The sequence below is a fragment of the Ideonella flava genome (genome assembly GCF_051857595.1).
In the GTDB taxonomy this organism is placed as follows: Bacteria; Pseudomonadota; Gammaproteobacteria; order Burkholderiales; family Burkholderiaceae_C; genus Ideonella.
Map to the genome: position 1 here is coordinate 241,226 of NZ_JBPZHD010000007.1, position 14,186 is coordinate 255,411.

At 70.7% G+C, this 14,186-nt stretch carries 12 protein-coding genes; 8 read left to right on the forward strand and 4 right to left on the reverse strand.

What is annotated here, in order from left to right:
* Positions 1-10: 10 nt before the first annotated feature.
* Complete coding sequence (locus tag ACS5PM_RS16930; RefSeq protein ID WP_439388831.1) at positions 11-1,084, reverse strand: ABC transporter ATP-binding protein; 1,074 nt, start codon at positions 1,082-1,084, stop codon at positions 11-13.
* 219 nt (positions 1,085-1,303) lie between these two features.
* On the opposite strand from ACS5PM_RS16930, the gene ACS5PM_RS16935 reads away from it, so the two are divergent.
* The 7 genes from ACS5PM_RS16935 to ACS5PM_RS16965 are packed head-to-tail and all read left to right on the forward strand — an operon-like array spanning position 1,304 to position 10,642.
* Positions 1,304-2,518, forward strand: coding sequence for an extracellular solute-binding protein (locus ACS5PM_RS16935; RefSeq protein WP_439388832.1), 1,215 nt, complete (start codon positions 1,304-1,306; stop codon positions 2,516-2,518).
* A complete protein-coding gene (locus ACS5PM_RS16940; protein ID WP_439388833.1) occupies positions 2,515-3,423 on the forward strand; it encodes a carbohydrate ABC transporter permease in 909 nt (302 codons plus the stop codon). The genes ACS5PM_RS16935 and ACS5PM_RS16940 overlap by 4 nt, the downstream gene beginning before the upstream one ends.
* On the forward strand, positions 3,420-4,325 hold the full coding sequence (locus ACS5PM_RS16945; RefSeq protein WP_439388834.1) for a carbohydrate ABC transporter permease: 906 nt from the start codon (positions 3,420-3,422) through the stop codon (positions 4,323-4,325). Before ACS5PM_RS16940 ends, ACS5PM_RS16945 begins: the two co-directional genes overlap by 4 nt.
* 2 nt (positions 4,326-4,327) lie before the next feature.
* Entirely contained in the window at positions 4,328-5,584 is a 1,257-nt protein-coding gene (locus ACS5PM_RS16950; RefSeq protein WP_439388835.1) for an AGE family epimerase/isomerase, read from the forward strand.
* On the forward strand, positions 5,581-7,356 hold the full coding sequence (locus ACS5PM_RS16955) for an ABC transporter ATP-binding protein (RefSeq protein ID WP_439388836.1): 1,776 nt from the start codon (positions 5,581-5,583) through the stop codon (positions 7,354-7,356). The genes ACS5PM_RS16950 and ACS5PM_RS16955 overlap by 4 nt, the downstream gene beginning before the upstream one ends.
* The gene (locus ACS5PM_RS16960; RefSeq protein ID WP_439388837.1) at positions 7,353-9,569 is read left to right on the forward strand and encodes a GDSL-type esterase/lipase family protein; all 2,217 of its coding nucleotides are present in this window, start codon (positions 7,353-7,355) and stop codon (positions 9,567-9,569) included. The genes ACS5PM_RS16955 and ACS5PM_RS16960 overlap by 4 nt, the downstream gene beginning before the upstream one ends.
* Positions 9,570-9,601: 32 nt before the next feature.
* Positions 9,602-10,642, forward strand: coding sequence for a glycoside hydrolase family 5 protein (locus tag ACS5PM_RS16965; RefSeq protein WP_439388838.1), 1,041 nt, complete (start codon positions 9,602-9,604; stop codon positions 10,640-10,642).
* 27 nt (positions 10,643-10,669) lie between these two features.
* On the opposite strand, the gene ACS5PM_RS16970 is transcribed toward ACS5PM_RS16965, so the two are convergent.
* On the reverse strand, positions 10,670-11,434 hold the full coding sequence (locus ACS5PM_RS16970) for an intradiol ring-cleavage dioxygenase (protein ID WP_439388839.1): 765 nt from the start codon (positions 11,432-11,434) through the stop codon (positions 10,670-10,672).
* Between the two features lie 67 nt (positions 11,435-11,501).
* Positions 11,502-12,551, reverse strand: coding sequence for a cation diffusion facilitator family transporter (locus tag ACS5PM_RS16975; RefSeq protein ID WP_439388840.1), 1,050 nt, complete (start codon positions 12,549-12,551; stop codon positions 11,502-11,504).
* Positions 12,552-12,660: 109 nt separating this feature from the next.
* Between ACS5PM_RS16975 and ACS5PM_RS16980 the strand changes: the two genes are divergently transcribed.
* Positions 12,661-13,449, forward strand: coding sequence for an isocitrate lyase/PEP mutase family protein (locus tag ACS5PM_RS16980; protein ID WP_439388841.1), 789 nt, complete (start codon positions 12,661-12,663; stop codon positions 13,447-13,449).
* On the opposite strand, the gene msrQ is transcribed toward ACS5PM_RS16980, so the two are convergent.
* The gene (msrQ, locus tag ACS5PM_RS16985; protein ID WP_439388842.1) at positions 13,436-14,104 is read right to left on the reverse strand and encodes a protein-methionine-sulfoxide reductase heme-binding subunit MsrQ; all 669 of its coding nucleotides are present in this window, start codon (positions 14,102-14,104) and stop codon (positions 13,436-13,438) included. The two genes, ACS5PM_RS16980 and msrQ, sit on opposite strands and share 14 nt — an antisense overlap.
* Between the last annotated feature and the right edge of the window lie 82 nt (positions 14,105-14,186).

Sequence of the window (14,186 nt, forward strand, 5' to 3'; positions counted from 1 at the left end):
GGGGTGGAAGTCAGTTCAGGCGCGTTCCCGCCTCGTCGGCACGGAACAGGTGCATGCGATCCGCGGGCCAGCACAGGCCCACGGCTTCGCCCGGGCGCGGCTGTGGCCCGTCGGCGGTGATGCGTGCGACCAGGCGCTCCTCGCCAGGCAGCAGCAGGTGCACGATCTGCTCGTTGCCCAGGTGCTCGACCAGGTCGACACGGGCGGCAATGCCGTGGCCCACGGGCGCCAGCGTGATGTGCTCGGGGCGGATGCCGACCATCAGCTCGGCGGGCATGTCGCCACCGGTGTGCGGCACCTCGAGAGGGGTGTCGGCCAGCTCGACCGTCCCGGGGCCGGTGGCTCGTGCCCGCACGAAGTTCATGGCCGGGTTGCCGATGAAGCCGGCGACGAAGCGGTTGGCCGGTCGTTCGTACAGCGCCAGCGGCTCGCCGCACTGCTCTATGCGGCCGTGGTTGAAGACGGCGATGCGCTGGCCCAGCGTCATCGCCTCGACCTGGTCGTGGGTGACGTAGACCATGGTCGTGCCCAGCTCGCGATGCAGGCGTGCCAGCTCCGTGCGCATCTGCACTCGCAGCGCGGCATCGAGGTTGGACAGCGGCTCGTCGAAGAGGAACACCTCGGGCTGCCGCACGATGGCCCGCCCTATGGCCACGCGCTGGCGCTGCCCGCCGGACAGAGCGCCCGGCTTGCGGTCGAGCAGGGCATCGAGCTGCAGGATGCGCGAGACACGCGTCACCGCCTCTTCGATGCGTCCGCGGGGCATGCGCGCCAGCTTGAGGGCGAAGCCGAGGTTCTCGCGCACCGTCATGTGCGGGTACAGCGCATAGCTCTGGAAGACCATCGCCACGCCGCGCTGCGCCGCGGGAACGTCGTTGACGACACGGCCGCCAATGCTGAGCCTGCCGCCGCTGATGTCCTCCAGGCCGGCAATGAGGCGAAGCGTGGTGGACTTGCCGCAGCCGGAAGGTCCGACGAAGACCATGAATTCGCCGTCGCGCACCGACAGGTCTATGCCATGAAGCACCCGCACGCTGCCGGCGCCGTAGGTCTTCTCGATGTTCTGCAGTGCCAGGTCGGCCACGTTCAGGCTCCGCTCCGGAACACCGGAGAGCTAAACAGTTTCGTTGTTGCGTAGTTTGTTTTGCTGTTTAACGACCGTCACTCAGGGATAACGCTAGCCAATCTCCCCGGCCAGGGGACTTGTGCACTTTCATGGGCTGCCGATAATCTTGTCGTTTACTAAACAACTGAGATGCTGTCCTCTGCGTTGGGAACCGCCCTTGTCCGCCTTGCGCTCGCCTTGCTGATCGCTTCAGCGGTGCCCGCCGCGCACGCCGCCGAGGCGCGGCGGCTGGTCCTCTGGATGGTGGGCGACGACAAGACGCCACGCCTGATCCAGTCGGCCGTGCAGGTGTTCAAGGCCGAGCATCCGGGCGTCGAGGTCGAGGTGCGCGACGTGCCCTGGGCCGACGCGATGACCAAGTACTCGGCCGCGCTCGCCAGCCGCCGCGGGCCGGACCTCATCACCGGCAGCACCACCTACGCCATCGACCTGGGCACCAAGGGCGCCCTGGTGGATCTCGGCCAGCGCGCGCCGGATCTCGTGCGCCTGCTTCAGCAGTACGCCAACCCCGGCGCGATGCGGGCGGTGCGCCGGCCCGACGGCACCCTCTACGCGGCACCGTTCGACATGCACGTGCAGCTGCAGTTCTACCGGACGGACCTGCTGCCGAAGGCACCCGCCACCTGGGGCGAGTTCGTGTCCGCCATCGAGTCGCTGCGCGCCAGGGGCACGCGAGGCTTCGCCCAGCAGTGGGGCAACACCAGCTGGGTGGGCTACTACCCTTATCTCCTCCAGGCCGGGGGCGCGATCTACGACGCGACATGCAGCCGCTCGCTGGTCGACAGCCCCCAGGCCGTGCGCGCGCTGCAGTTCTACGCCTCCCTCTACGGCCGCCTGCAGGCCCCGACCGATTCCTGGCCGGATGCCGACGGCGGCCTGGAAAACGGCACCTACCCGCTGATCCAGTCCGGCACCTGGCAGCTGACGCAGCTCGACGTGCTGCACCAGTCGCTGGCCGGCAAGTGGGCCGCTGCGCCCCTGCCCGCCGGCGAGTCGGGTCGACGCACCGCGCTGCTCGGTGGCACGGCGCTCGGCGTCACCACCTTCTCGCCGCACATCGAGCTGGCGCTGGATTTCATGCGCACCGTCTACCGGCCCGAGGTGGCGAGGCAGATGGTCGAGGCGGCGCCGGGCCTGGGGCTGATGTGGCTGCCCGCGGGCCGGCAGGACCAGATCGCCACGCTGCCCATGCCAGCCGACCGCAAGCAGGCCATGCTGGCGCAGCTGCAGGACGCCGAAGGCCCGCCCAACTGCCCCGGGTGGATGCGGCTGGACTACGCGCTGACCCGCGCGGTGCAGCGGGTGGTGCTGGCCGGTGCCGACCCCCAGGCCGAGTTGACCCGCGCGGCCGCCCTGCTCAACCGACCTCTTACGCGCTCCCTTCCCCGATGACGCTCGCCTCGCTGCGCCGCACCTGGGCCCGCCACGGGGCCGACCTGCTGCTCGTCGCCCCCTTCTTCGCGCTGTTCGCCCTCTTCGTCGCCTGGCCGGTGCTGCGCTCGGCGTGGCTGAGCTTCACCGAGTACCACGCCACCGCCGCGCCGGTGTGGGTGGGCACGCGCAACTACGCCGATCTCTTCGGCGACGAGCGCTTCTGGCAGGCCCTTCGCAACACCTTCACCTACATGGTCTCGGTGTCGGTGATCGCGGTGGTGCTGGGCCTGGTGCTGGCGCTGTCCTTCGGCAGCCAGTCGCGCCTGCACCAGTGCGTGCGCCTGGCCTTCCTGCTGCCCTCGGTGGCCGGCGGCGTGGGCGCGATCTCGGCCTGGAAGTGGATGGCCAACTCCGAGTCCTACGGCCTTTTCAACAGCGTGCGGGCCTGGTTCGGCCTGGAGCCGGCGCGCTTCCTCGGCGATCCGGTGTGGAGCATGGTGATCCTGGTGATGATCGGCGTGTGGTCGGTGGTGGGCTACAACATGGTGCTGTTCGTGGCCGGCATGCGCGCCATCCCGCGCCACTTGTACGAGGCTGCCACGCTCGACGGCGCCACGCACTGGCAGCGCCTGTGGCACGTGACCTTGCCCATGCTGCGGCCGACGCTGCTGTACGTGCTGGTCACCGGGATGATCGCGTCGTTCCAGGTCTTCTACGAGCCCTACCTGATGTTCGGCACGGTGGACAACATCGGCGGCCCGCTGGACTCGGCGCTGATGCTGGTGACCTACCTCTTCGACTACGGCTTCCGCCAGCTGGACCTGGGCCTCGCCTCGGCGGCGGCGTGGGTGCTGACCACCATCCTGTTCGGGCTGACCTGGCTCAACATGCGGATTGGCGGCGGGTCGGAGGTGCGTAAATGAGCTCACTGCCGAACGAGATCGGCAGTCGCTGGCTGCGCCTCGCCCGCCTGCCCTTGTGGCTGTTGGTCGCCAGCATGCTGCTGCCGTACTACTGGATGCTCACGGGTGCCTTCAAGACCCCGCCCGAGCTGATCCGCAAGCCGCCGACCTTCTGGGTCCAGCAGCCCACGCTGAAGAACTTCCACAACCCCGACTGGGCCGGCAGCACGGCCGACCCCGAGCGGCAGCCCGGCGTCTTCCAGGTCAACGTCGACGGCTGGGGCTTCGCCCGCTTCTATGCCAACAGCCTGCTCGTCACGCTGTTCGTCACTGCGGTGAGCCTGCTGGCGGCCTCGTTCGTCGCCTTCGTGCTGACCAAGCGGCCCTTCCCCGGCAGCCGCGCGCTGTTCAACCTGCTGCTGCTCAGCATGATGGTGCCGTGGGAGGTGACGATCGTGCCGAACTTCGTCACGGTGGCGCAGCTCGGGTGGATCAACAGCTACGCGGCGCTGCTGGTGCCGGGCCTGGCCAAGGCCTTCGTCGTCTTCTATTTCCGCCAGATCATCCTGTCGATCCCCGACGAGCTGGTCGACGCCGCGCTCATGGACGGCGCCGGCACGCTGCGCACCTGGTGGAGCGTGGTGCTGCCGCTGCTGCGGCCCGCGCTGGCCGCCATCGGCATCCCGGTGGCGATCGGCGAGTGGAACAACTTCCTCTGGCCCCTGCTGGTCGTCAATGACGCGCAGTACATGACGCTTCCGCTGGAGCTCGGCAAGATGGCCGGCAACCTCACCTTCTCGCCGCAGAGCGCGGCGGTGCTGATGGCCGGCTCGCTGCTGGCCTCGCTGCCGGCCGTGATCGCCTTCCTGCTGCTGCAGCGCCAGTTCGTCGACGGCCTGACCGCCGGCGCCACCAAGGGATGACCGTGCAAACGAGCGTGCTGTCCGCGGATGCTTCCTTCTTCGGCGACCCGTCCTTCGCCTCGGCCTGGTCCGCCCGCCTGCGCAGCGAGCTCACCGGCAACATCCTGCCCTGGTGGCAACGCGCGATCTTCGACGCCGACGGTCGGCTGCTCGGCAGCCGCGGCAACGATGGGGTCGCGCGTGACGTGCCGCGCAGTGCGGTGCTCGCGACCCGGTTGCTCTGGACCTTCGCCAGCGCCCAGGCACGGTTCGCGCCCGACGCCGCCCGCGAACAGGCCATGCGACGCGCCTGGAAGTGGGTCACCGGCCCGCAGACGGATGCAGTGCACGGCGGGGTGTTCTGGTCGGTGGATGCGAACGGGCTCACCGTCGCCGACCACAAGCAGACCTACGCCCAGGCCTTCGCGATCTACGCCTTCACCGCCTGCCATGCGGCGCAGGGCGCCGAGCCCGGCGAGATCACGCCGGCGCTGGACCGGGCGCTGCAGCTGTTCGAACTGCTCCACGCCCACGTCTTCGACCCGTTCGACGGCGGCTGCTGGGAGGGCTGTTCACGCGAGTGGGCGGTGCTGGGCGACACGCGCCTGTCGGACAAGGAGCCGCGCGCGCCGAAGTCGATGAACACGATGCTGCACGTGCTGGAGGCGCTCACAGAGCTGCATCGCCACCATCGCTCCCGGCGTATCGCCCTGCGGCTGCGCGAGATCCTGGAGCTGTTCCTCGACGTGCTTTGGCTGCCGGCCCAGCGCTGCTTCGGCCTGTTCTTCTCGCGTGACTGGCAATGCCTCACGCCGCAGGTCTCCTACGGCCACGACATCGAGACCGCGTGGCTGCTCGTGCGGGCCGCCGAGCTGCTGGGCGATGACAGGCTGCTGCTGCGCACCCGCCACCTCGCGCTTCGGGCGGCCGATGCGGTGCTCGAACGCGGCGTGGCCGCGGACGGCAGCGTGCTGGGCGAAGGCCAGTTCGATGGCCGCGTCACCGACGACCGTCGCCACTGGTGGTGCCAGGCCGAGGCGGTGGTCGGCTTCTGGGATGCGTGGCAACACGGCGGCGACCCGCGCCATGCCCGTGCCGCCTGGAACGCCTGGCAATACATAGAGCGCCACCACGTCGACCCGGTGGGCGGCGACTGGTTCAAGACGCTGGACGCCGAAGGCCGCGTGATCGACGCCGTGCCCAAGGCCGGCCCGTGGGAGTGCCCCTACCACCACGTGCGGGCCGGCCTCGAGATGATGGAGCGGCTGCAGTCCCGATGAACGCGACGCTCGCGGCCTTCGCCGCGCCGGCCGACTCCACCTTCGCCGCGCTGCGCATTTACGCCCGCTTGTTCGCGGGGCAGCGGGCGCGGCTGGTGGCCGCGGCGCTCGTCTACCTCGTCAAGCACAGCCCGGCCGTGCTGCTGCCGGTGATCACCGGCTTCATCGTCGACATGCTGGCGGCCCATGCGTCGCCCGCGGAGCTGGCGGCCTGGGCGCTGGGCGCGGCGCTGCTCATCGCGCAGAACCTGCCGAACCACCGCTTGTACGTGCGTCTGGTCAGCCAGGCGGTGCGCAGTGTCGAGGCCTCGTTGCGCATGGCCTTGGCGCAGCGGCTGCTGGTGCTGTCGCTGCCCTGGTGGTGGAAGCAATCGCCCGCGGCCCTGCAGACCAAGCTGCTGCGCGACGTGGAGTCCGTCGGCCTGCTCACCATGGCCTTGGCCGACGGCGTGCTCGGCTGCGGCAGCGGCATCGCGGTGGCGCTGGCGGTCACGGCGTGGCGGGCGCCGCAGTTCTTGTGGTTGTTCCTGTGCACCGTGCCGCTGGCCGCCGCGCTGGTGTGGTTCACACGCCAGCGGCTCGGGCAGGCCCAGCGCCTGCACCGCGAAGCGGTGGAGACCCTGGGCAACAGCGCCGCCGAGATGACGCGCCTGCTGCCGATCACGCGCGCCCACGGCCTGGAGCCGGAACAGCTGGAGCGCATGGACAACCACATCGGCGAGGCTGCGCGCACCGGCTTTGCGCTGGACCAGGCCGGTGGACGGTTCGGCGCGCTGGCGTGGGTCGGCTTCCAGGGCATGAATGCGCTGTGCCTGTTCGCCGCGGCGGGCTTGTATGCCACCGGCTGGCTCGCGCTGACGCTGGGCGACGTGGTGCTGCTGTCGGGCTTCTTCGCCACGTTGACGAACTCGGTGCTCGGACTCGCGAACCTGGTGCCGCAGATCCATCGCGGGGTCGAGGCCATCCGCTCGCTCGACCTGCTGCTGCGCGATGCCCCGGTGCAGCCCACCGGCACCGAGCGGCCACCTGCCCTGCAGGGGCGCGTGCGCTTCGAAGGCGTGAGCCTGGTGCACGAGTCCGGCTCCGCGACGGCCGGCGTTCGGGCCGTCACGCTCGCGCTGGAGCCGGGCCAGACCGTGGCACTCGTCGGCCCCAGCGGCTCGGGCAAGACCACGCTGGCGATGCTGGCCTGCGGCCTGCTGGAGCCGCAGCACGGCCGGGTGCTGATCGACCATGTACCGCTGCCGACGCTGGCGCCCGAGGCCTGGCGTCGTCAAGTGGCCTGGGTGCCGCAGGACGCGCTGCTGGGCGACGGCACGGTGCGGGACAACCTCGCCTTCGGCCTGCGCGCGATCGGCGACGAGCGCTTGTGGGAGGTGCTGCGCGACACCGGCTGCGCCGGCTTCGTCGAGCAATTGCCGCAGGCCCTGGACACGCCGCTCGGCCACCACGGCCATCGCCTCTCGGGCGGTGAACGCCAGCGTCTCGCGCTCGCCCGTGCGCTGTTGCGCGAGCCACGCCTGCTGGTGCTGGACGAGCCCACCAGCGCGCTGGACGGCCGCAGCGAGCGCACAGTGCTTGCCGCGTTGCAACGCGGGCGTGCCGAGCGGACGACGCTGGTCATCGCGCACCGTTTGTCGACGGTGGCGAACGCCGACCGCCTCGTCGTGATGGACGCCGGCTGCGTCGTGGACCAGGGCCGGCACGACGAACTGCTGGGCCGCTGCGAGCTGTACCGCCGCCTGTGGCAGGACGACGAAGCCAAGCCATGAAACAACTTTGGAGGTGGACACAGGCCATGGCGAGCGCCCTCACGATCGCGGGAGCCGCCACGAGTGCCGCAGCGGCCGACACGCGGCTGCAGGCGGTACTGCAGCGTCTCGATGCCGGACAGCCGATCACGGTGGCCACGCTCGGCGGCTCGATCACCACGGGCTATGCCGCGAACCCGCCGCGCGAGCGCGGATGGGCGGCCCAGGTCGCTGCACGGTTGGGCCAGCGCGGGCCGGTGCGCCTGGTGAACGCGGGCGTCAGCGGCACCGATTCCGCCGCGGCCGTCCAGCGCCTGCAGTCCCATGTCCTGGATGCGGCGCCGGACCTGGTCATCGTCGAGTTCGGCGTCAATGACCAATGGCTCGATCCGCAGGTGCGGGGCAGCAGCTACGAGGCCTTGCTGCGGCGCCTGCTTTCCGCACCCAAGCCGCCTGCGGTGGTCGCGTTGCTGCTCTCGCAGCAGGGCAACCGCGAACGCGATGCGGTGGAACTGCAGGCCGGACTTGCCGCGCGCTACGGCATCACCGCGATCGACTTCGGCCGCTGGATGCAGCGCCGCGCCGACGCGGGCCACGAACGCTGGGACCGGCTGTACGACGAGCCGGTGCATCCCAACCAGCGCGGCCATGACCTGATCGCCGAGGCCGTGATCGAGGCTTTCGCCGAAGCCGCTCGCACGTCTGTCGGCCCGGCGGCCGGAGCCCTGCCGGCATCGGCGTACGGCCGGGCGCACGAGTTCGTCCGCGAGTTCGCCGGCGACCAGCTCAAGCCTTCGCTGAACCGCGGCTTCGTGCGGGGTGGCGAGGTGCATCCGGAATGGGCGCAGCAGCGGGGCGGCCAGGCGCCGGGCTGGACCACCAAGGCGGACGATGCCGAAGCGACCTTCCTCGTCTGGGGGCGCGAGATTGCCGTCTTCCATGCCGAGAGCGCGCAGTACCGCAACCTGGAGGCCTGGATCGACAACGGCCCCGCAGTCACGCTGCGCGGCCAGGTGCCCGAGCGCGTGGGCTACCTCGGCTGGCACTACACCGTGGTGGGCCGCGACCTGCTGCCCGGCGCGCATCTGCTGCACGTTCGCGTCAAGCGCGACGAATGGGCCGGCAGCGGGCGGCCGGCGAGCCTGTTCTCGGTGATGGCGGCGGGGCTCTACCCGCCGGCGCTGCAGCCTTCGGGTTTCGTGCGCGAAGAGGCGCCGTTGCCGTCGCCCACCTGGCAGCTCGTGAAGGCCACCGACCCCCTGTGGCGATTCACGGGTCGCAGTGGCAATGCCTCGGGCGGCGCACGCCTGCTGGCCTGGAGCGGCAGCGAGCTGCGCGCCCGATTCACCGGGACCCGACTCGCGCTGCGTTTCACCCCCTCGCGCGGCGGCCTCAACCACTTCACGGTCGAGATCGACGGCCGCCCGCAGGTGCTGGCCTTGTCCGCCGTCGGCACCGGCACGGCCGACTGGCGCCTGCGCGACCCGCTGCCTCCGGGCGAGCACAGCCTGCGCATCGTCAAGCGCACCGAAGGGTCCATGGCCGAGGCGACCTTCCACGGCCTGCTGCTCGGCGACGACGGCCGCCTGCTGCAGCCGCCCGCCGCGCGGCCGCTCAAGCTCGAGTTCTACGGCGACTCCATCACCGCCGGCGCCTGCAACGGCGACCTGGGCGACGACCAGTACGAGGACTTGTCCACGCACGACGGCACGCGCGCCTACGGGGCGCTCACGGCACAGCGCCTGGGCGCCGACTACGTGGGCATCGCCGTCAGCGGCATCGGCATCACCCGCACCTGGGGCGAGTACCTCATGCCGCAGGTGTGGGACCGCGTCGCCCCGCGGCCCGATGCGCCGGTGGCGCCGCGCGACCCGCGTGCGCCCGACGTGGTGCTGGTCAACCTCGGCCAGAACGACCACGGCCTGCCTGCCTCGCGCGGCGAGCCCTTCGCCACCGACTTCGCCCGGCGCTACCTCGATTTCGTGCGGCAGCTCCGGCGCCGCTACCCCGACGCGAAGCTGGTGCTGCTCATCGGTGGCATGTCGGCCTGGAAGGAGCGGCCGGCGATCCCGCAGGCCCTGGCCGCCGCCGTGGAGCGCCTGCATGGCGAAGGCGATGCCCAGGTCTGGACCTACACCTTCCAGGCCTTCTCCTGGGCTCATCCCCGCATCGACGTGCATGAGCAGATGGCCGATGAACTGGTGGCCTTCCTGAAAGACAAGGTGCTGCGTTGACCCGCGCGGCAGACGAAAGTGAAAGAGACCCGATGACTCACCGAAACGCTGGCCGAGGCTCCGTCGCCCTGGTGGTTGCCGCGCTACTGGCCGGATGCGCCGCCCATCGCCCCCACCCGCCGCTCGAATGGCGGGGCATCAGCCTGTCCAGCGCCGAGTGGGGCGAGAAGGACCTGCCGGGCAGCGTGCTGGGCAAGGACTTCGTCTACCCCACCGTCGCGAGCACCGCCTACTACCAGGCCAAGGGCATGAACCTCATGCGCGTCGGCTTTCGCTGGGAGCGGCTGCAGCCCACGCTGAACGGCGAGTTCGATGCCGCCGAGCTGGCTCGCCTGCGCGAGTTCGTCGACGGCACCACCGCGCGTGGTCTGTCGGTGATGCTGGACCCGCACAACTACGCGGCCTATCGCGGTCAAGCGGGCGAGAAGACGGTCGGCACGGCGGAGGTCCCCATCGCCGCATTCGCCGACTTCTGGCGCCGCCTGGCCCTGGAGTTCAAGGGCAACCCCCGCGTGCTCTTCGGCCTGGTGAACGAGCCGCACGGCCTGCCCACCGAGACCTGGGCGGCGGCCGCCCAGGCGGCACTGGATGCCATCCGCGCCACCGGTGCCGACAACCTCGTCTCGGTGCCCGGCAACGGCTGGACCGGCGCCTGGACCTGGCACCAGTCCTGGTACGGCACGCCCAACGCCGAGGTGATGAACCGCGTGAAGGACCCGGCCGGCCGCATGCTCTACGAAGTCCACCAGTACTTCGACAAGGACGGTTCAGGCACCAATCCGGAGTGCGTCAGCCCGACCATCGGCGTCGAGCGGCTGAAGGCCTTCACCGAATGGCTGCGCCAGAACGGCCGCCGGGCGGTGCTCGGCGAAATCGGTGGCGGCAACAACCCGGTCTGCGAGCAGGCCGTGGAAGGGGCGCTGGCCTACCTTCAGTCCAACACGGATGTCTGGGCCGGCTGGCTCTGGTGGGCCGGCGGACCGCTGTGGGGCGACTACTTCATGTCCTTGGAGCCGGCCGCCGACGGGCGCGAAAAGCCGCAGATGCGCTGGCTGGAGCCGCACCTGAAGTAGGGCGGCGAAGGCGGCGCAGGGGCCGATTCAAGCCGCTACGCCCACCAGCAGCTTGGCCGCGAAGCCGGTGTCGACCGCGCCCTTGGTCTTGCACAGCTGCAGGCTCACGCCGTCGCTGAAGACCCCGTCGTGCTCGAAGTCCTTGACCGAGGTGTTCTGACCGCGCCCCGCATACAGCGCCGAGTCGTACACCGCCTTGGTCACCTTCTGCGGGAAGGCCAGCTGCGAGGTCGCGCTGGCGGAGCCGCCGGTGTTGGCGTTGAGGTAGACCTGGAAGTGCATGTGCGTGATGCGGCCCGGGTACCAGCCGGGGTAGACGGACGCGAAGCGCACCACGCCGTTGGCGTTGCTCAGCTGGATGCCGCGCATGAAGGTCTGGCCGCGGGTGTCGTGGCCGGGCTGCTGGTAGCCGGAGTAGACGCCGTCCTTGTCGCAGGCCCAGATGTAGACCGCGGCATTGCTGATCGGGGCGCAGGCGGCGTTCACGTTGACCAGCTTGAGCGTCAGCGCCAGCGCCACGCCCGGCTTGCCCTCGGTGATGTCGCGCCGGAGCATCCTGGGGTCGCCCAGCACGTCCAGCAGCGGGTAGGGGCCGGCGGTCTCCTGCGGGATGAGGGCGCAGGTCCGGGCGGCGGCGTAGTCGAAGGCGTCGAACTGCTCGGCCCACGCGGCCTCGGCATCGCCCGAGCTGGCCAGAGCCATCAGCGGTGCCGCGGACAGCACTCCGAAGGCGCCCAGGGCCTCTCGCCGGGCGGGGGAGGGCGGCTGGGTGGTGTCGGGCGGCTGCTTCATCGACGCGTCCTCCAGGCGGGGGTGGGAGCGCAGTCTGGGACTGGCACGTTGCTGGAACGTGTAGAGCCTAGCGGTGTTCGTGCGGAGGATGCGCATGACCATGGGCGTGGTCATGGTCATGGTCGTGCCCGTCGTCATGCCCGTGGGCGTGATCGTGATCCTGATGGGCCGCGGCAGGCCGGTTCGTCGCGTGCAGCCGGCAGGCGTGGCGGGTCTCGCCGCGCTCGATCTGCAGCGTGCTGTGGTGGATCGAAAAGCGGCTCTCCAGTTCGGCGGCCACCTCGTCGATGAAGGCGTCGCCCGGTGCTCCGCCCGGCATCACCAGGTGCACCGTGAGCGCGCTTTCGGTGGTCGACAGGGCCCAGATGTGCAGGTCGTGCACGTCGGTCACGCCGGGCAGGGATTGCAGGTGGTTGCGCACGGCGGCGCTGTCGACGTGCGGCGGCACGGCGGCCAGCGCCAGATTCAGCGACGTCCGCAGCAGGCCCCAGGTGCTTGCCAGGATGACGATCACGATGGCCAGGCTCAGCACCGGGTCGACCCAGTACCAGCCGGTCTGGCGCATCACGAGGCCGCCGACCACCACGCCGAGAGACACCGCCGCATCGGCCGCGAGGTGCAGGAAGGCGCCGCGCAGGTTCATGTCATGCCGGCTGCCGCTGGCGAAGAGCCAGGCCGAGGCGCCGTTGACCACGATGCCCACGGCCGCCACCGCCATCACCACGTCGGTCGCGACGGCAGGCGGTGAGCCGAAGCGCCGCACGGCCTCCCACCCAATCCCGCCGCACGCCACGAACAGCAGCGTGCCGTTGGCGAGCGCCGCCAGGATCGAGCTGCCCCGCAGCCCGAAGGTGAAGCGCTCGTTGGGCGGCCGGCGAGACAGCACGGCTGCGCCCCAGGCCAGGAGCAGCCCCAGCACGTCCGACAGGTTGTGGCCGGCATCGGCCAGCAGGGCGGTGGAGTTGGCCACCAGGCCGTAGCCGAATTCGATCCCTACGAAGACCGCGTTCAGCCCGATCGCGAGTGCGAAGGCGCGACCGGCCTGCTGGGGGTCGCCATGGGCGTGGCCGTGGTGGCCATGGGCATGCCCGTGGCCGTGATCGTGCGAGGAAGCCATGCGGCCGAGTGTCCCATGTGGCAGCAGGTGGATGTCCGTCTCCGGCCAGCGGGAAGGGCCGTGCCGGGGCAGCATCCGCCCCTCACATCCACAACGCAAGGAGATCCCGATGAGCCCATCCGTGGCCGACAAGGCCGCCGCCTTCGCCGCCCTGCACCAGCGTGACCGCGCCTTCGTCATCCCCAACCCCTGGGACGCCGGCTCCGCGCGCATCCTGGCCGACATGGGCTTCGAGGCCCTGGCCACCTCCAGCGCCGCCTCCGCCATGGCGCTGGGCCGCACCGACTACCAGATCGGCCGCGACGATGCCCTGGCCCACGCCCGCGCACTGGTGGCCGCCACCGTGCTGCCGGTGTCGGCCGACCTGGAGAACGGCTTCGGCCACACGCCCGAAATCGTGGCCGAGACGATCCGGCTGGCCGCCGAGACCGGCCTGGCGGGCGGCTCGATCGAGGATGCGACGCAGGAGCAGGGCCAGCCGATCTACGACTTCGGCCAGGCGGTCGAGCGCATCGGCGCGGCGGTGCAAGCCGCGCGTGCCCTCGGCCGGCCCTTCACGCTCACGGCCCGCTGCGAGAACTTCCTGAATGGCCGCCCCGACCTGGACGACACCATTCGCCGGCTGCAGGCCTACGAGGCGGCCGGTGCCGATGTGCTCTTCGCCCCCGGCCTGCCGACGCTGGAGGCCGTGAGGGCGGTGTGCAGTGCGCTCAAGAAGCCCGTCAACTTCATGGTGGGCATCCCGGGCAAGTCGTTCAGCGTGGCCGAGCTCGAAGCGGCGGGCGTCAGGCGCATCAGCCTGGCGACCTCGCTGTACGGGGCGGCGATGAAGGGGCTGAAGTCGGCCGCGCAGGAGGTCCTGGACAAGGGGACCTTCGACTACCTCAACCGGGCGTGACGGCGGTCGATCGGCGAGGCGCCGGCGTCGTCGTGCGCTTCATCCAGCGCTCGCGCACCCGCCAGCCCAGCAGCACCGCCATGATGGCCGCGTAGACGGCGACCTCGCCGTACAGGTGCTTGCCCGAGCGCATCCAGAAGAAGTGCAGGATGGCCAGCACCGCGATCGCGTAGACAGCGCGGTGCAGGGCCTGCCAGCGCTTGGCGCCCAGGGCCTTGATGGCGCGGTTGAACGAGGTCGCGGCCAGCGGCAGCAGCAGCAGCCAGGCGGTCGTGCCGACCAGGATGAAGGGCCGCTTGGCGACGTCCTTCACCAGGTCGTCCCAGACCAGGCCCTGGTCCAGCCACGCGTAGGCGAGCCAGTGCAGGGTGGCGTAGAAGAAGGTGGCTACGCCGATGGCGCGCCGGTGGCGCAGCAACTGCTGCCAGCCCGTCCACTGGCGCAGGGGGCTGATGGCCAGCGTGAGCACCAGGCCCCGCAGCGTCCAGTCGCCCAGCGAGCGGATCAGCGCCTCGGCCGGGTTGGCCCCCAGCGCGTCCTGAAAGGCTCGCCAGACCAGCGAGGCCAGCGGCAGCGCGAGCAGGGTCCACAGCACCGGCTTGGCCGCGGGGTGGGCCAGCCAGCGGTTGATCGTCTTCGAGCCGAGAGTGTTCATGCAGTTGTTCCGTCGCTCGCGAAGGTGGCCAAACCAAGTCGTTTGCGCGGAGCCGGCTTTGCCGGTCCGCTGCAAAAGCGCC